General features: G+C 67.5%; 16 protein-coding genes. 4 read left to right on the plus strand and 12 right to left on the minus strand.

Annotation, left to right across the window (positions count from 1 at the left end; translation table 11 throughout):
* Positions 1-6 precede the first annotated feature (6 nt).
* Together DSHI_RS13995 and DSHI_RS14000 are read right to left on the minus strand one after the other, a co-directional pair.
* On the minus strand, positions 7-897 hold the full coding sequence (locus DSHI_RS13995) for an aldo/keto reductase (RefSeq protein WP_012179417.1): 891 nt from the start codon (positions 895-897) through the stop codon (positions 7-9).
* On the minus strand, positions 897-2,051 hold the full coding sequence (locus DSHI_RS14000; protein WP_012179418.1) for an LLM class flavin-dependent oxidoreductase: 1,155 nt from the start codon (positions 2,049-2,051) through the stop codon (positions 897-899). Before DSHI_RS14000 ends, DSHI_RS13995 begins: the two co-directional genes overlap by 1 nt.
* A gap of 101 nt (positions 2,052-2,152) precedes the next feature.
* Between DSHI_RS14000 and DSHI_RS14005 the strand changes: the two genes are divergently transcribed.
* Positions 2,153-2,863 (plus strand): GntR family transcriptional regulator, encoded by a 711-nt coding sequence (locus DSHI_RS14005; protein WP_012179419.1) that lies wholly within the window; start codon positions 2,153-2,155, stop codon positions 2,861-2,863.
* Positions 2,860-3,981, plus strand: coding sequence for a Gfo/Idh/MocA family protein (locus DSHI_RS14010; protein WP_012179420.1), 1,122 nt, complete (start codon positions 2,860-2,862; stop codon positions 3,979-3,981). The genes DSHI_RS14005 and DSHI_RS14010 overlap by 4 nt, the downstream gene beginning before the upstream one ends.
* Here DSHI_RS14010 and gph read toward each other — a convergent pair.
* Positions 3,971-4,636 (minus strand): phosphoglycolate phosphatase, encoded by a 666-nt coding sequence (gene gph / locus DSHI_RS14015; RefSeq protein ID WP_012179421.1) that lies wholly within the window; start codon positions 4,634-4,636, stop codon positions 3,971-3,973. The genes DSHI_RS14010 and gph overlap by 11 nt on opposite strands.
* A gap of 136 nt (positions 4,637-4,772) precedes the next feature.
* Positions 4,773-6,551: an SLC13 family permease gene (locus DSHI_RS14020; RefSeq protein WP_012179422.1), complete on the minus strand. Its 1,779-nt coding sequence runs from the start codon at positions 6,549-6,551 to the stop codon at positions 4,773-4,775.
* Between the two features lie 119 nt (positions 6,552-6,670).
* Between DSHI_RS14020 and DSHI_RS14025 the strand changes: the two genes are divergently transcribed.
* Positions 6,671-7,411 carry a YebC/PmpR family DNA-binding transcriptional regulator gene (locus tag DSHI_RS14025; protein WP_012179423.1) on the plus strand — a complete coding sequence of 247 codons (741 nt, stop codon included), beginning with the start codon at positions 6,671-6,673 and terminating at the stop codon, positions 7,409-7,411.
* Between the two features lie 67 nt (positions 7,412-7,478).
* On the opposite strand, the gene DSHI_RS21465 is transcribed toward DSHI_RS14025, so the two are convergent.
* From DSHI_RS21465 to mgtE, 8 genes are all read right to left on the minus strand, one after another.
* Entirely contained in the window at positions 7,479-9,143 is a 1,665-nt protein-coding gene (locus DSHI_RS21465) for a calcium-binding protein (protein WP_012179424.1), read from the minus strand.
* A 117-nt stretch (positions 9,144-9,260) separates the two neighbouring features.
* Positions 9,261-9,605, minus strand: coding sequence for a hypothetical protein (locus tag DSHI_RS14035; RefSeq protein ID WP_012179425.1), 345 nt, complete (start codon positions 9,603-9,605; stop codon positions 9,261-9,263).
* 29 nt (positions 9,606-9,634) lie between these two features.
* Positions 9,635-10,039, minus strand: a complete 405-nt coding sequence (locus tag DSHI_RS14040) for a hypothetical protein (protein WP_012179426.1) — start codon at positions 10,037-10,039, stop codon at positions 9,635-9,637.
* Between the two features lie 90 nt (positions 10,040-10,129).
* Complete coding sequence (locus DSHI_RS14045) at positions 10,130-11,929, minus strand: SLC13 family permease (RefSeq protein ID WP_012179427.1); 1,800 nt, start codon at positions 11,927-11,929, stop codon at positions 10,130-10,132.
* Positions 11,926-12,891 carry a DMT family transporter gene (locus DSHI_RS14050; protein WP_012179428.1) on the minus strand — a complete coding sequence of 322 codons (966 nt, stop codon included), beginning with the start codon at positions 12,889-12,891 and terminating at the stop codon, positions 11,926-11,928. Before DSHI_RS14050 ends, DSHI_RS14045 begins: the two co-directional genes overlap by 4 nt.
* Positions 12,888-13,721 carry a TIGR00282 family metallophosphoesterase gene (locus DSHI_RS14055; RefSeq protein ID WP_012179429.1) on the minus strand — a complete coding sequence of 278 codons (834 nt, stop codon included), beginning with the start codon at positions 13,719-13,721 and terminating at the stop codon, positions 12,888-12,890. Before DSHI_RS14055 ends, DSHI_RS14050 begins: the two co-directional genes overlap by 4 nt.
* 42 nt (positions 13,722-13,763) lie before the next feature.
* Positions 13,764-14,357, minus strand: coding sequence for a 5-formyltetrahydrofolate cyclo-ligase (locus DSHI_RS14060; protein WP_012179430.1), 594 nt, complete (start codon positions 14,355-14,357; stop codon positions 13,764-13,766).
* Entirely contained in the window at positions 14,354-15,736 is a 1,383-nt protein-coding gene (gene mgtE, locus DSHI_RS14065) for a magnesium transporter (protein WP_012179431.1), read from the minus strand. Before mgtE ends, DSHI_RS14060 begins: the two co-directional genes overlap by 4 nt.
* Before the next feature lie 137 nt (positions 15,737-15,873).
* On the opposite strand from mgtE, the gene guaD reads away from it, so the two are divergent.
* Positions 15,874-17,160 (plus strand): guanine deaminase, encoded by a 1,287-nt coding sequence (guaD, locus tag DSHI_RS14070; RefSeq protein WP_012179432.1) that lies wholly within the window; start codon positions 15,874-15,876, stop codon positions 17,158-17,160.
* Positions 17,161-17,212: the final 52 nt, after the last annotated feature.

Consider the following 17,212-nt stretch of genomic DNA (forward strand, 5'->3'; position numbering starts at 1 on the left):
GCCATGTCAGGGAACCTCCGCCCCGTTGGCCGCCTCGTATAGGGCGAACCAGGTCTCGCGGTCCATCTCCACTTTCAACGCATCGGAAAAGGCAGCGATGCGGTCAAGCCTGTTCGTCCCCATCACCGGCACAATTCCCGCCGGATGCGCCAGCAGCCAGGCCACCGCCACCGCCGCGCGGTCCACCCCCTGGGCGCGCGCCACCGCATCCAGCGCCTTGCCCGCGGCGTGATCCCCGGTCATCAGGCTGCCACCGCCCAAAGGCGACCAGGCCATGGGCGCGATGCCCCGCTCCTGCAGGAAGGCGATATCGCCGTTGGTGAAGGCCGCATTGGCGGTCAGGCTGATCTCGATCTGGTTGGTGACGAGCGGCGTCTCCATCGCCGACTGCAAAAGCGTCCAGTCGTGCAGCTTGAAATTGGACACGCCCACCGCGCCGACCTTGCCCGAGGCCACGAGCCCGTCCAGCGCCGCGCCGGTCTCGCCCGCGTCCATCATCGGGTCCGGGCGGTGGATCAGCAGCAGGTCGATCCGCTCGATGTTCATCAGTCGCAGGGAATGGTCGACCGAGGCCTCGATATGCGCCCGCGACGTGTCGTAATGCTTCACCTTTGCACTGGCATAGCGCCCGACGGGGGCCACGATATCGCATTTCGTCACGATCTCGCACTTGGCCCGCAGGTCCGGGGCGGCCTTGAAGGCCGCGCCGAGCAGCTCTTCGGCCATGTACCCACCATAGATATCCGCCTGGTCCAGCGTCGTGATGCCCTGGGCCAGACACGCCTCGATCTTGGCCTGGATATGGGCGGGCGAGGTGTCGGCATCCTCGTCCAGCCGCCACATGCCGTAAACGATCCGGCTCAGGCTCAGGTCGGGGGTGAGTTGGGTGCGATCCATCAACGGCGCTCTCCGGCAGCAAGGGGTGTGGCCGGCGGGCTGGCGGGCACACGCCCATAAGCCTCCGGCAGGGAACAGGTTTTCAGATGCGGCAGCACGAGGCGCCCGAAATGCGTGGCTTCCTCCAGGTGGGGGTAGCCCGAGAAGATGAAGGCGCGAATACCCATCTTCTGATAGGCCTCGATCTCCGACAGGACCTGGTCGGCGGACCCGACGAGTGCTGCCCCGCAGCCCGAGCGCGCCCGCCCGATCCCGGTCCACAGATGCGGCTCGACATAGCCGTATTCGTCCGCGATATCGCGATTCTTGGCCTGGTGCGACACGCCCAGCGATCCGGCGTCCAGCGCCCGCTCCCGGATGGCACGGCCATAGTCGTCGTCGAGCTTCGAGGTGATGTGCTCGGCATATTCCTTGGCCTCGGCCTCGGTGTCCCGCACGATCATGTGCACCCGCAACCCGTAATCGAGCGTCCGACCCTTCTCGGCCGCGCGGGCATGCACCGCCTCCATCCGGCCCTTGATCTGGTCCTTGGGCTCCGGCCACATCAGGTAGACATCGCAATGCTCGGCACACAGATCCAGCGCATCCGGCGAATACCCCCCGAAATACAACAGCGGCCCGCCGGTCTGGTACGGCTTGGCCGGGTCCGTGGTCAGCCCCTTGAACTGGTAAACCTCGCCCTCGTGGTTGATCTCGTCCCGTGTCCAGGCCTGTTTCAGGATCTCCACCACCTCGCGGGAGCGCTGATAGCGATAGGGGCTCGGCTCCTTCTGGCCGGGGAAGTCCGAGCTGATGATGTTGACCGTCAGCCGCCCCTGCAGCATGTGATCCAGCGTCGCGATGGTCCGCGCCAGCATGATCGGCTGCATCTCGCCGCAGCGCACGGCCGCCAGCAGGTTGATCCGATCCGTGATCGGCGCACACCCCGCCACGAAGCTCAGCGTATCCTGCCCCACCTGGTAGGAGGACGGGCACAGGATATTGCGAAAGCCCAGCCGCTCCGCGGTCTTGACGATCTCCGAACAATGGGCCCAGGACGACCGCAAATCCCCCTCCGGCACCCCGAGAAACCGGTAATCATCCGAACACAAGGCCGCGAACCAGGACACCTCGGCAGCATCGAGATCGGCGGATGTGACGGGAACGACGGTCATGGGGGAGGCTCCGAACGAAGTGCGATTTCCCTTTGCGTAGCACCCGCCATGATGTAGATCAATCCTGTATCAATTATTTGCCATCGTGACACCCTCGCCCCATGCCGCCCCTCTCCGCCCTCCCCAAACACATGCAGATCAGCGAAGTCCTGATCCGCGACATCACCGCCGGGCGGCTGGCCGAAGGCGCGCGTCTGCCACCCGAGCGGGATCTGGCGGTGCAGATGGGCACCTCCGTCGGCACCCTGCGCAAGGCGCTGGCGCACCTGACAGAACAGGGCCTGCTCCACCGGGTGCAGGGCTCGGGCAATTACGTGCGCAAGGGCGGCCCGGCGGCGGGGGTCTATGCCATGTTCCGGCTCGAACGGCGCTCGGGCGGCGGCCTGCCCCGGGCCGAAATGCTCGACCGCGCGCTGATGGACAAGCCCGCCGACCTGCCCGCGTTCGGTCGCGCCCCCGCCGCCACCCGGTTCCGACGGCTGCGCGCGCTGGACGACCAGCCCGTCGCGGTGGAAGAGATCTGGCTCGATGCCAGCGCCGGGAGTCTCGCCGAAGGCCCCCTCTCCGAATCGCTCTATCGCAGCTACACCGCCCGGCTCGGGCTCACGATCCAGCGGGCCGAGGACCGCGTCCGGCTGGCTCCGTTTCCCGCCTGGACCCCGCCGCAACTGGCCCCCCCCGACACCATGGCGGGCTTCGTGGAACGCTTCGCCTGGGCCGGCCCCGGCCCCGCCATCGAATATTCGCGCACCTGGTTCGACGGGACGCGCGCCCATTATGTCCAGCGCCTGAGTGAGACCGCATCCCAATGACAGACACCAAGACATACGGCCTGATCGGGGCCGGCATGATGGGCCAGGAACACCTGCGCAACCTCGCCCTGCTGCCCGGCGCGCAGGCCACCGCGCTGTTCGATCCCGATGACACGATGGCCGCCGCCGCCCTTGCGCTGGCCCCCGGCGCGGTGCGCGCATCGAGCCTGGCCGAGATGCTGGCGATGCCGGCGCTCGATGCGCTGGTCATCGCCAGCCCCAATTTCCGCCATATGGAGCAGCTCGCCGAGATCGCCGCGACCCGGCCCCTGCCGCTGCTGGTGGAAAAACCGCTCTATACGGACCCCGCGGACCTGCCGCGGCTCAAGGCGCTGGTGGCGGCCTATCCCGCGCCGATCTGGGTGGCGATGGAATACCGCTACATGCCCCCGATCGCGGCCTTCCTCGACCAGCTGCAGGCCGCAACGGGCGGCGTGCGGATGCTCACCATCCGCGAACACCGCTTCCCCTTCCTGGCCAAGGTCGGCGACTGGAACCGCTTCAACCGCTACACCGGCGGCACCTTTGTCGAGAAATGCTGCCACTTCTTCGACCTGATGCGCCTCGCTCTCGGGGCGGAGCCGACCCGCATCCTGGCCAGTGCCACGCCCCCCCTGAACCATGCCGACGAGTGCTACGACGGCGCGCGCCCCGACATCCTCGATGCCGGCTACGCGATCTGCGAATTCGACAGTGGCGCCCGCGCCATGTTGGAGCTGTGCATGTATGCCGAGGGCGCGCGCTACCAGGAAGAGCTCAGCGCCGTGGGCCCCGCGGGCAAGATCGAGGCCCGCGTGCCCGGCCCGGGCCGGTTCTGGCCCGCGGATCTCGGCGCGCCGCCGACACCGCTGCTGGAACTGAGCCCCCGCGCCCCGCAACGCCCCGAGCTGCGCGAGATCCCCGTCGACCCGACCCTGCTGGCCGCGGGCGACCACAACGGCGCGACGTTCTACCAGCACCGCGCATTTCTGGACCTGCTCTGGGGTCAGCGGACAACCCCCGAGGTCACCGCCGAAGATGGCTGGCGCGCCGTCGAAATGGGCCTCGCCGCCCAGCGCTCGATCGCAACCGGCCTGCCCGTCAGCCTCGTTCAGGACCCGGTAGAGATCAGCGCGTAACGACCCCGGACAGAACCAGGTCGCCCACCAGCGCAGGACGCGCCAGCCGATGGGTCGGTGCGAAATCCGGGATCGGGCGGCTCTGGTACCCGCCCTCGACAAAGGCGAAATCCACCTGTGCGGCCCGCGCGGTTTTGTAGTCCGTCTCGCTGTCCCCGACATAGAGCGTCCGCGCCGGATCGGCGCTCAGCCCCGTGATCGCATGGTGCAAGGGCGCCGGATCGGGCTTCAGCACCGGCAGGGTGTCACCACCCACGATCACCGGGAAGAACCCCCCCAGCCCGAGCCGCGCCGACAGATCCCGCGCCGGGGCTTCGGGCTTGTTGGTGCACAGCGCCATCGGCAAACCGGCCGCCCGCAACGCCCCCAGCATCTCCATCACCCCCGTATAGACCGCCGTCTCGTGATCCACCCCGGTCTCGTAGCGGCGCAGGAACTCGGCCAGCGCGTCGTCTTCGCCCTCGATCCCGCCCGTGGCGCGCAGGCTGCGCTGCACCAGGATCCGTGCGCCCGACCCGATGAAGGAGATCACCTCCGCCAGACTCAGCGCGCGCCGCCCCCTTGTCGCCAACACGCCGTTGATCGCCCGCGCCATGTCCGGCGCACTGTCGACCAGCGTCCCGTCCAGGTCGAACACCACCGCGTCATACCGCATCGCAAACCCTCCGCATCCGTTTCCCCCGCTCCTGCCGCGCGCGCAAGACGGGCGCAAGCGCGAAACCGACCCGCCCGGTGGCTCCGACACATGGACCCGAGCGCTCCCCTGGGCAGCACAGCATCCCGAGGCCCTCCTAAAGCGGCCAGACCACCAGGATCGTCGGGATCGACACGGCGATGATCAACACCTCCAGGGGCAACCCCATCCGCCAGTAATCCCCGAACCCGTACCCCCCGGGCCCCAGGATCAGCGTGTTGTTCTTGTGCCCGATGGGCGTCAGGAACGCTGCCGAGGCCGCCACCGCCACCGCCATCAGGAACGGGTCGGGCGACGCGCCCAGCACTCTTGCCATCTCGATCCCCACCGGGGCCGCCACGATGGTCGTCGCGGTGTTGTTGAGCACATCCGAAAGGGTCATCGTCACCACCATCAGCACGGTCAGCACCGCCCAGGCCGGCAATCCCTCGGTCAACCCCAGCAAAGCCCCCGCCAGCAACTCGGTACCGCCAGAGCTTTCTAGGGCCGCCCCCAGCGGGATCATCGAGCCCAGAAGCACCACGACCGGCCACTCGATATGGGTGTAAAGCTCCGCCACGGGCAGAATCCGCAACAGCACATAGGCCATCGCCACGATCCCCAGCGCCACGGGCAGATAGACCAGCCCGAGCGCCGCCACCGCAACCGCCGCCGCGAATATGCCGATCGCAGCCCAGGTCTTGGCCCCTTGCGTCACCCGCACGCCCCGATCCGCCAGCGGCAGAACCCCGAGCCAGTCGAGAACCTCGTCCTTCGCCTCGCTGGGCACCAGCAGCAGCAGGATATCCCCCGGTGCCACTTCGGTCTTGCGCACCTGCCGCGAAATCCGCGTGCCCTGCCGCGCAATCCCCATCAGAACGGTCCGTCGCCGCCAGGCCAGGCCGATGGCCTCGGCACTGCGCCCCACGATCCGGGCGGTATCGGGCACCACGGCCTCGACGAAACTGACGCCGCTGCCATCCGCCTGCAAATCCTCCAACCGTCGCGCGTCAGAGAAATCCAGCTTCAGCGCCGTGCGGAACTCGTCCAGCGCCTCGGGCTGCGCCTCCAGCACCAGCGCATCGCCCGCCGCGAGCTTGAGATGCCGCGCCGCGAACCGCCGCTTGCCATTCCGGATCACGCCCAGCAGGGCCACGTCCGCCCGCTCCGCTTCGGGATAGACATCGCTCAGGGGGGCCCCGATCAGCGCGCTCTCCTCCGGCACGGTCAACTCGGCGATATAGTCCGCGAATTGCTCCAGACCGCCGCCCGAAACCGTCGCCCCCTCCCGGCTGGGGATCAGCCGCCATCCCACCAGCGCCACGAAGGCCAGCCCGGCGATGGCCGCCACCCCGCCCACGGGTGCAAAATCGAACATGGCGAAGGGCGCGCCCACCGCTTCCTCGCGGATCGCGGCGATGATGATGTTGGGCGGCGTACCGATCAGCGTTACCATCCCGCCTAGGATCGTCGCGAAACTCAGCGGCATCAGGCTCAGCCCCGCGACCCGCCCCGCCTTGCGCGCGGTCGCGATATCCACCGGCATCAACAAAGCCAGCGCCGCCACGTTGTTCATGAACGCCGACAGAACCGCGCCCACCGCCCCCATGATCGCGATATGCGCCGCCAACCCGCGCGTCGCATCCACCAGCGTCCGCGTGATCAGCAACACCGCGCCGGACCGCACCAGCCCCGCCGACACCACCAGCACCAGCGCCACCACCAGCGTCGCGGGATGGCCGAACCCGGAAAACGCGGCCTCCGTCGGCACCACGCCCAGAACCACGCCCAGCAACAGTGCGCTGAAGGCCACCACGTCATACCGGATCCGCCCCCAGAGCAGGAAGGCAAACACCAGACCGAACAGGCTGAACAAGAGGATCTGGTCCGAGGTCATCCCCGCACCCTACCCCAACGCCCTGCGGCGGCAACCCACCCGCGCGCCAAGCCTTGCCCGCTTCCCGGCCAGCCCCTATAACCGCGCGCAAACCGCACCCAACCAGACATGAGGCACCCATGGCAGGCCACTCCAAATGGGCCAATATCCAGCACCGCAAGGGGCGCCAGGACAAGCTGCGCGCCAAGCTGTTCTCGAAACTGTCCAAGGAGATCACCGTCGCCGCGAAGATGGGCGATCCGGACCCCGACAAGAACCCCCGCCTGCGCCTCGCGGTGAAGGAGGCCAAGTCGCAATCGGTCCCCAAGGACGTGATCGAACGCGCGATCAAGAAATCCCTCGGCGGCGAGGGCGAGAACTATGACGAGATCCGCTATGAGGGCTACGGCCCCGGCGGCGTCGCGGTGATCGTCGAGGCGATGACCGACAACCGCAACCGCACCGCATCGACCGTGCGCTCGACCTTCTCGAAGAACGGCGGCAACCTCGGCGAGACCGGCTCCGTGAGCTTCATGTTCGAACGCAAGGGCCAGGTCAGCTACCCGGCCGAAGCGGGCGATGCCGACACCGTGATGATGGCCGCGATCGAGGCCGGCGCCGAGGACGTGGAAAGCGACGAGAGCGGACACATCATCTGGTGCGCCGACACCGACCTGAACGAGGTCTCCACAGCACTTGAGGCCGAACTGGGCGAGAGCGAGAGCACCAAGCTCGTCTGGCGCCCCACCACCACCACCGAGCTCGACCTCGAAGGCATGCAGAAACTGATGAAACTGCTCGACGCGCTGGAGGATGACGACGACGTCCAGAACGTCACCGCCAATTTCGAAGCCTCCGACGAGGTCATGGCGCAACTCTGAAAACGGCTTGCAGAGAAAGACAAAGGCCCGGGACTTCCCGGGCCTTTCGCATCTCAGAAATCGGTTCTCAGGCCAGCGCCGTGTCCGTGAAGATGAACTGGTCGAACAGCGCCGCCGCATCCCGGACGCCGAAGAAGGTCACCGACCCGGCCTCGTCGTCGAAGGTCACCGTGGTGCGGTTGCGCGACACCTCGGCGTAATCCTCCAGGAATTCCGTCTCGGTCAGCGCGTCGCCGCCCACCAGCGCGAAGTCCACGTAGAACAGGTCGTCCAGGATCGCGTCCCGGCCAAAGATGCGGTCATTGCCGACCTCGCCCGCGAAGTAGAACGCGTCCACCCCGCCATTGCCGACCATGATGTCGTTGCCGGTGTTGCCGAAGAACACATCCGCCAGATCGCCGCCGATCATGATGTCGTTGCCCGCGCCGCCATCGGCCACGAAGGACCCGCCCGGCACCTCGTCCGACACGGTGATCCGGTCGCGCCCGACCCCGCCATAGGCCTCGATCCGGCCGCCCTCGGCGATGATCGTGTCGCCGCCGCGCCCGCCGAAGACGAAATCATCCTCACCGCCGATCAGCGTGTCGCGGCCCAACAGGCCATATATCGCGTCCGACTGCCCGTCCACGCCGCGCAGCTCATCGGCGAAGCGCACCAGATCGGGCGCCTCGTCCCCGACGATCGAGTTGTCGAACAGGATGCCCACATCCACCGCATCGCGCAGCTCGCGTGTCAGATCGATCAGGTCGCCCACCGCCTCGTTCAGCGGCGCGGTCAGCTCGGCCAGCAGACTGTCGAACTGCGCGTTCAGGTCCTCGATCGCCTGCTGGATCGGGTTGAACGGTGCCAGCAGATCCGAAATCAACCCATTGATCGCGTCGTCGATGGAGCCAAGGCTCAGCCCGATCACACCGAGGACGGCATTCGCCGCGGCCTCGACGGCGTCCACAATGAACCCTGCAAAATCCCCGATGGATTTCAGAACGTCGAGCACGTTGAAGCTGACGAACCCGATGCCGATGTTGAAGTCGAGCGCGTCCTCGACATCGTTCAGCAAGTCGGTGATCGGGTCGAACACCGTTTCTAGAGCGGCCTTCAACCCGGTGGCCAAGCTCAGATCCGGGATCGCGTCGGCAATCGCATTCGCCGCGTTCTCGGCCAGGGCGGCCACCGCACTGATGGTGCCGAGCACCTCGTTTCGCAGCGCCTCGTACTCGTCCACCGCCGTGTTGAAATCCTCCAGCTGCGTCGGCAGGCGGAACACGTCGCCGCCGATGAACTGCTGGTCCCCCAGGCTCGCCTCCAACCGGGCCGCCTCATCCTCCACGACGATGAAGGCGGTCGCAGCCAGGCTCACGGTCGTCACGGCCACCGATACCGCCTCGCTTCCGTCCTCCACCGCGTCGCGCACCGGCTCCAGCCGGTCGTCGATCCTATCCATCGTCTGGCGCGTGGTTGTGATCGTCGTCTTCAACCCTGTCGATGCGGTCTGAAAGGCGGACACTGCGCTTCCGATACCGAAAGGCAGCGCCTTGAGCGCGTTGATGACGGTTGTCGGGATCGACAGGGCATCGTTTGCCGCATCGAGCGCCGAAGAAATCTGCGCCGGGATGCCGAGGAAAGCATCCACCGCCTCCAGCGCATCGGCCACATCGCCCGTCACATCCTGGATTGTCGCCAGATCGCCCTCAATGAGGGCCGCATTATCGATATAGTTCTGAAAAAAGGACATGGTGTTTCCCCGGAATGGAATTTGACGATGGACGGTTCATAGAAATCTCGTTCAAACGGTAAACTGAATTCAAATCATCTGTAAACCTGTCTGTATGGTCAATTTCCGATGGGGCATTCACCCCAAGAGGAGGAAGCCATCAAACGCGCTCGTGTCATGGACCCCGACAAACAGGATCGAGCCTTCGTCCGTCGTGATGGTCGTCCCCGAAAGGCCCACCTCCGCATTGTCCGCGAGAAACGCCTCCGGATCGAACACCTCGTCCTCGATATACGGCTCCCCGGCCGCGCGTGCGAGAATGAACAAGGCGCTTTCATACCCGATGATCCGATCGTTCCCGTCGCCGCCGTCGATCCGGTCGACCCCGCGCAACCCGAAGATCGCATCCGCGCCATCGGTCCCGCTCAGATCGTCGAAGATCCGCTCCGGGAAGTTGCCCTCGCCCTGGGCGCCCTCGATCACGTTATCGAAGAGATCGACACCGAAACGCGTCAGGTTGCCCAGCGCTCTCGCCGCCGCCCCGAGCGTGTCCAGCGCCTCGCCCAGCAGATCCCCGAGGGGGGCACCGCCGCGACCAGCGTCGCCTCAAGTCGATCGACGATGTCCAGAACCGGTGCGAGCGGCGCCAGCAGGTCCGATAGCAGCCCGTTGATCGCCCCGAACACATCGAAACCCAACAGGTCGAGGAAACCGGTCACCGCGTCCTCGATCACGCCAAGTGCAAAACCCAGAACATCGCGCGCATCGTTCAGCACACCGGCGAGCTTCGACGGGGTCGCGGTCAGGGTGTTGATGGAAAAGGCGACCTCGAACCCTGTCTCGGCGGCCGATCTCAACCCGGCGATATCGCCGTCGATCGTGCGCACCTTGCCCAGAATCACGGAAAGTGATGACATCAATAAAATCCTGAAATCAAACGTACAGGGGCCAATTCCCGGAAAATAATACGTCGACATGCGCGTTTCGCGCCATTCGTGTCAAGTTGGCTAAAGGGGCCAGATCAACGGGATCACCGCGCTGGCAATAAGTCCTGTACTCAAATTCAGGGGAATGCCCACCCGCATGAAATCCGTGAATCGATAACCGCCGGGGCCGAAGACCAGTGTATTCGTCTGGTACCCGATCGGGGTGGCAAAACTGGCCGAGGCCGCGATCATCACCGCCACCACCAGGGGCCGCGGGTCCACGCCCAGCGCGGTCGCCAGCCCGATGGCGATGGGCGTGACCACCACCGCCACGGCATTGTTCGACACCAGTTCGGTCAGAACCGAGGTCAGCAGGTAGATCGCCCAGATGATGAAGAACGGCGGCAAGGCCATCAGGCTGGGCGCGACCGCGTTCACGATCAGCGCCACGGCGCCCGAGGCATCGAGGGCCGCGCCCACCGCCAGCATCGCAAAGATCAGCGCCAGAAGCCGCCCGTCGATGAAGGAAAACGCCTCCTCCGCGTCGATGCACCTCGTCAGCAGCACCACCGCCACCGCAACGATCGCCGCCATCAGGATCGGCGCCACCCCCGCCGCCGACAGCCCCACGACCGCGATCAACGCCAGAAGGGCAATCGGCGCATGCTTGCGGCGATACGCCCGGGCCGAGGGCTGCGCGATATCCACCAGGCCCACATCCGCCGCCAGCCGCTGGATGTCCGCCGGCGCGCCCTCCAGCAGCAGCGTATCGCCCACCCGCACCACCAGGTCGTCAAGCTGCCGCCCAATATTCTGGTTCCGCCGATGCACGGCCAGGGGATAGACCCCGTAACGCCGCCGCAGACGCAGCTGGCCGAGCGACCGCCCCACCAACCCGCAGCCCGGCGTGATCAGCGCCTCCACGGTCGTGGTCTGCACCGAGCTCAGCTTGTCCACCGCCGACTCCGGCGGCTGCGCAGTCTCCACCGAGCGGACCGCCTTGAGGCTCAGAAGCTCCGCCATCTCCGTGCGCAGCACCACCCGGTCGCCCGCCTGCAACGTCACCTCGCTCAGGTCGCGCCGCAGGGACGCATCGCCACGCAGCACATCGATCAGCCGCACACCCTCGCGCTTGAACAACTCCACCTCCCGCACGGGCCGGTCGATCAGCGCGCTGTCCTCCGGGATCGCCACCTCGGTGAAGAATTTCATCTTCGACTTGTTCGACAACAGCATCGCCATACTGTCCCGATTGGGCAGCAGTTTCGGCCCCAGCAGCGTCAGGTAGAGCATCCCCCAACCCACCACGATCAGGCCCAGGGGCGTGACCTCGAACATGGTGAACGCCTCAAGCCCGTTGGCCCGCGCCACCCCGTCCACCAGCAGGTTGGTCGACGTCCCGATCAGGGTCAGCGTACCCCCCATGATCGCGGCATAGCTCAGCGGGATCAGGATTTTCGACGCCTTGATGCCCAGCGTCTGGCTCAGTTGCACGAAAACCGGGATCATCACGACCACGACGGGCGTGTTCGACACCACCGCCGAGGAAAGCACCACAAAGGAAATCAGCACCGCCACCGACAGCTTGGGTCGCTCCTCTGCCCGGGCCTGGGCCAGCGACGTGAACCAGTCGAGCGCGCCGGTACGCACCAGCGCCCCCATCACGATGAACATCGCCGCGATGGTCCAGGGCGCCGGGTTCGACAGCACCGCCAGCGCATCCGCATAAGGCAACACCCCCAGCGCCAGGAGCAGCGTCGCCCCCCCGATCGCCACCACCTCGGTCGGATAGATCTCGCGCAGGAACAGCACGAACATCGCCCCCACCACGCAAAGCGCGAGGATCGCGTCTTGGGTACTGGTCAGGCCGAGATCGATCATGGGTCGGTTCCGTTACGCCGCGCCGGGGCAGCGCGGGCAGCCGCTCCAGTCTGCGAAGCGGCACCGGCGGGGGCAAGGGCTGATTTCGGCCGCGGCGTGACCAGCATCAGCCCCAGCGCCATCAGTGCCGCCGCCCCCCAGACCGCGCCCGCATAACGCTCGTCCAGCAGCCACATGGCCCAGGCCAGCCCGAAACCGGTCACGAGGTAGCTTACCTGCACCGCAAAGACCGGCCCGGCGCGCCCCACCAGCCAGACATAGCTGCTGTAGACGATGCCATGGACAACCGCCGAAGCGATCAGCGCCAGCTCCGGCGCGCCCCAGGGCGGGCGCGGGTCGATCCACTGGCCGCTGCCCAGCGCCAGCGGCAGGGCGATGACCGTGCCGACCACCGAGGCCCCGAACAGCAATTGCACCGGGTCGAGCCCCAGCCGCCCCCATTTCGCGACCACGTTGCCCTCCAGCGCATAGAAAAGCGGCGCGATCAGCGCGACAGGCACCCACCACAGCTGCCCCGGCTCCGGCAGCGCCGTGCCCGGCAGCACGATCAGCGCCACGCCCCCAAGACCCAGCGCCAGCCCCGCCAGCCGCGCCAGCGATGGCCGGTCGAGCCCCAGCGCCAGCGCGATGGGAAAGGCCAGCATCGGCACCAGCGACAGCAACAATGACAGGATCCCCGAGGGCAGCTTTGCCAGCGCCGCGTAGGACGCCGCATTGGGAATGACCGTCCCGATCAGCGCGATCACGACGTAAAGCCGCATCTGCGCCGCCCCCAGGGGCAGCCCCTTGCCCCGCGCGAAGGTTACCGCCCCCAGCACCAGCGCCCCGATGGCCAACTGCCAGAACACCAGGCCGAAGGGGCCGTGCCCGCTCGACGTGGCGATCTTGCTCAGGGGTTGGGTGATGCCCCAGCCCGCGCCCAGCACCACCAGGATCGCCGTCAGCCAGAGCCGGGTTTTCACGGCGCGTCCGGCAAGGGCGCCGGGCCCGCCGGTGCGAGCCGCCCGCCCTGGCGCACCATCTCGACCCGGACTGCCTTGCCGGTTCGGTCATCGGTCTCGACATACAACCCCGAGAGCGTCGCCGCCCCCATCGCGGGCGTGAACCGTCCCTTGGGCATGCCCGTCACGAAGCGCCGCAAGGGCTCGGCCGGGTCCATCCCGATGATCGAGTTGTAATCGCCGCACATCCCCGCATCGGCCTGAAACGCGGTGCCCCGGGGCAGGATCTGCGCATCCGCCGTGGGGATATGGGTGTGCGTGCCCACCACGACCGACGCGCGCCCGTCGCAGAAATGCCCCACCCCCATCTTCTCGGAGGTGGCCTCGCAATGAATGTCGACCAGTGCGGCCTGCACCAGCCCGCCCAGCGTGTTGGTCCGCAGCACCGTGTCGAGCGCCGAGAACGGATCGTCGAAGGGCCGCTTCATGAACACCTGGCCCAGCGCCTGCGCCACCAGGATCTTGCGCCCGCCCGGCGCGGTATAGACCCGGTGCCCCTTGCCCGGTGCGTCCTTGGCGTAGTTCAACGGCCGCAGGATCCGCGGCTCCCGCTCGATGAATTGCAGCATGTCCTTCTGGTCGAAGGCATGATCGCCCAGGGTGACGCAATCGGCCCCCGCCTCCAGCAGCCCCTTGGCGTGATCCGGCGTCAGGCCCGCCCCGTTGGAGGCGTTCTCGCCATTGACCACCGCGAAATCGATCTTCCACGCCGCCTTCATTCGCGGCAGGGTCTCCGCCACCGCCGCCCGACCGGCCCGGCCCATCACATCGCCAAGAAACAGGATACGCATGTGGCCCAGCGTTATGCCGCGCGGCAGCAGCGTGCAAGCGCCCTAATGGCGCAGCCCGTCGAAGACCAGCGCCCCCGCCTCGGTCACGACCCCGTCGAGCGGGATGTCCGTGGCCTCCACCGGCAAGGGGGCATCCGTCTGCTGCGCGGCATAGGCCAGCCCGAGGGCCAGCACCGGCCCCGTGCTGCGCAGTTTCGCCAGCGTCCGGTCATAGAATCCCCCGCCATAGCCCAGCCGCCCACCCGTGGCATCGAACGCCACCAGCGGCACGATCACCACCTCGGGCACCATGGGCTGCGCGGCGCGGGGCACCTGCGCGCCGAAAGGCCCCGCCACCATCTCCGCCCCGGGGGTCCAGCGATGAAAATCCAGCGGCATGCCCATTGCCGCGATCACCGGAACGCCGATCTCGCGCGCCGCCGCCAACCGGGTCATGGCCGGCAGGGGCGAAATCTCCGTCCGGATCGGCATGTAGCCCGCCACCGGCCCTGCCCGCCCCGCCAGCAGGTCGCACAGCACCTCGGTCGCCGCCGCCAAACCGGCAAACCCCGCCGCCCGATCCGCGTCGAACGCCACCTTGCGCCGGGCAAAGCCGGTCTTGCGGGCCTCCGCCTTGGCCAGGGCCAGCGCCGTCATAGCAGGATCATCGAGGCCAGCCCGAGGAACACGAAGAAACCCACGACATCCGTCACCGTGGTCACGAAGGTGCCCGAGGCCAGCGCGGGGTCGATCTTCAACTTGTCGAGGGCCAGCGGAATGAGCAGCCCGGCAAACCCCGCCACCCCGAGGTTGATCACCATCGCCACCGCGATCAACCCGGCCAGGACCGGCGTGCCGAACCACACCAGGCTGACGGCCCCCATGATCACCGCAAACACCGCGCCGTTGAGCAGGCTCGCCGTCACCTCGCGCCGCAGCACCCGCCAGGCGTTCGAGCCGGTCAGGTCCTTGGTCGCGATCGCCCGCACCGCCACGGTCAGGGACTGCGTGCCCGCATTCCCGCCCATGGAGGCCACGATGGGCATCAGCACGGCCAGCGCCACGACCTGGGTCAACACCTCTTCGAAGAGCGAGATGACCAGCGACGCGATGATCGCCGTGGCCAGGTTCACCCCCAGCCAGGGAAAGCGCTGCCTGGTGATCTCCCAGGTGCTGTCGGAGACGGACTCGTCGCCCACCCCGGCCAGGCGCAGAATGTCCTCGTTATGCTCCTCGTCGAGCACCACCATGGCATCGTCGATGGTGATCACGCCGACCAGACGCTCGTTTTCATCCACCACCGGCGCGGAAATCAGGTGGTACTGGTTGAACGCATAGGCGACCTCGCTCTCGGGCTGGGTCACGGGGATCTTGCGGAAACTGTCCTCGGTCAGGTCCTGCAGCGGCACATCCCGGTGCGCGCCCATGATCCGGCCCAGGGTGACATAGCCCGTGGGCCGCATCCGTGGGTCGATCAGGATCACGTGGTAGAACTGCTCCGGCAGGTCGTCCTCGGCCCGGATATGGTCGATGGTCTCGCCCACGGTCCAATGCTCCGGCGCCTTGACCAACTCGCGCTGCATCAGGCGCCCGGCGGAATACTCCGGGTATTGCAGCGACTGCTCGACCGCGACCCGGTCCGGCGCCTCCAGAACGTCAAGGATCGCGGTCTGCTGGGCCGCATCGAGATCCTCGACCAGGTCGACCACGTCGTCGCTGTCGAGATCGCGCACCGCATCCGCCAGCACCGCCTGGGGCAGCGCGTCGATCACGTCCTCGCGCAGGCCCTCGTCCAGCTCCGACAGGACGGCGCCGATCTCGTCCGAGGTCCAGATCGCCAGAAGCGCGCGCAACCGGGACCCGCCGATCTGCTCGAACAGGTCCGCGATATCCGCCGGGTGCAGCGGCTCCAGAACCTCGGCCACCCGGGCCGGGTCCTCCGCATCCAGCGCATCGAACAAGGTCTCCACCACGTCCCTGCGCAGGGCGTAATCCTCGTCCGCGGTGTCTTCGACAAGCTCCTGGCTGTCCGCCATATCGCCTCCGGGCCGCCCCGCTGCCGGGGTCATTGCGATCTGGGCAAACCATAGCCCCCGCGCACCCGAATGGCGAGGGAGCGGGCCGGGGAAATTTGCAGATTTACCTCGCGCGGCAGCGCTCCTAGGCTGCGCGGATGGACGATTTCCTGCTGTTGGGCCAGACCCTCGCCTTCACCGACAATCCCCTGCGCTGCCCCTGGGCGGCCTGCGTGCGCACCGAGCGGCATGGTGGCCTGCGCGTGACCGGCGGGATCATCACCGCACTGGGTCCGGCCGAGGTGCTGCGCGCCGCGCACCCGGCCCTGCCGGTGGTCGATCTGGGCGCGGCGCTGATCCTGCCGGGCTTCGTCGATGCCCATGCCCATTATCCCCAGACCGCGATGATCGCGAGTTGGGGCAAGCGGCTCATCGACTGGCTCGACACCTATACCTTCCCCGAAGAGCTGCGCTTCGCCGATCCGGACTATGCCGCCAGAAGCGCGGCGCGGTATTTCGACCTGACCCTGTCCCACGGGACCACCACGGTCTGCAGCTATGCCACCGTGCATCCCGCAAGCGTGGAGGCCTATTTTGTCGAGGCCCGGCGCCGGGGCCTGCGGGCGCTTGCTGGCAAGACCTGCATGGATCGCAACGCCCCCGAGGGGCTGCGCGACACCCCCCAGACTGCCTATGACGACAGCAAGCGGCTGCTGGAGCGCTGGCACGGGGTGGATCGGCTGTCCTATGTGATCACGCCGCGGTTCTCCCCCACCTCCAGCCGGGAGCAGCTCGCCGCCCTCGGCGCGCTCTATGCCGAGCATCCCGACTGCCTGATGCAGACCCACATCTCCGAGCAGACCGACGAGATCGCCTGGGTAGCGGAGCTGTTTCCCGAGGCGCGCGATTATCTCGACACCTACGAGGCGGCAGGCCTCCTCGGCCCGACGGGCCTCTTCGGCCACGCGATCCACCTCACCGCGCGGGAGCGAGACCGGCTGGCAGAAGTCGGCGCGGCGCTGGTCCATTGCCCGACCTCGAACAGTTTCATCGGCTCTGGGCTCTTCGACATGGCCGGGCTCGCGTCCCGCTGCCCGGTGGGGCTGGCCACGGATACCGGGGGCGGGTCGAGCTTTTCCATGCTGCGCACCATGGCGGCGGCCTACGAGATCGCGCAGTTGCGAGGGATGGCCCTGCACCCGGCGCAGTTGTTGTGGCTGGCCACCGCTGGGTCGGCGGAGGCGCTGCGGCTCGGCCACCGGATCGGACGGCTCGCGGTGGGGATGGAGGCGGATCTCGTGGCGCTGGATCTGGCCTCCACCCCGGCCATCGCCCAGCGCGCGGCGGAGGCGGAAGACCTGTGGGAGGCGGTGTTCCCGACGATCATGATGGGCGACGACCGGGCCGTGGCCGGGGTCTGGGTGGCCGGGGCGCAGGTGAGCTGAGGGCGTGCGCCGCGCGGCGCGGGTCGAGCTGGTGGGTATTGCGCCGCGCTGC

Origin of the sequence: Dinoroseobacter shibae DFL 12 = DSM 16493 (assembly GCF_000018145.1) — a bacterium.
Taxonomy (GTDB): Bacteria; Pseudomonadota; Alphaproteobacteria; order Rhodobacterales; family Rhodobacteraceae; genus Dinoroseobacter; species Dinoroseobacter shibae.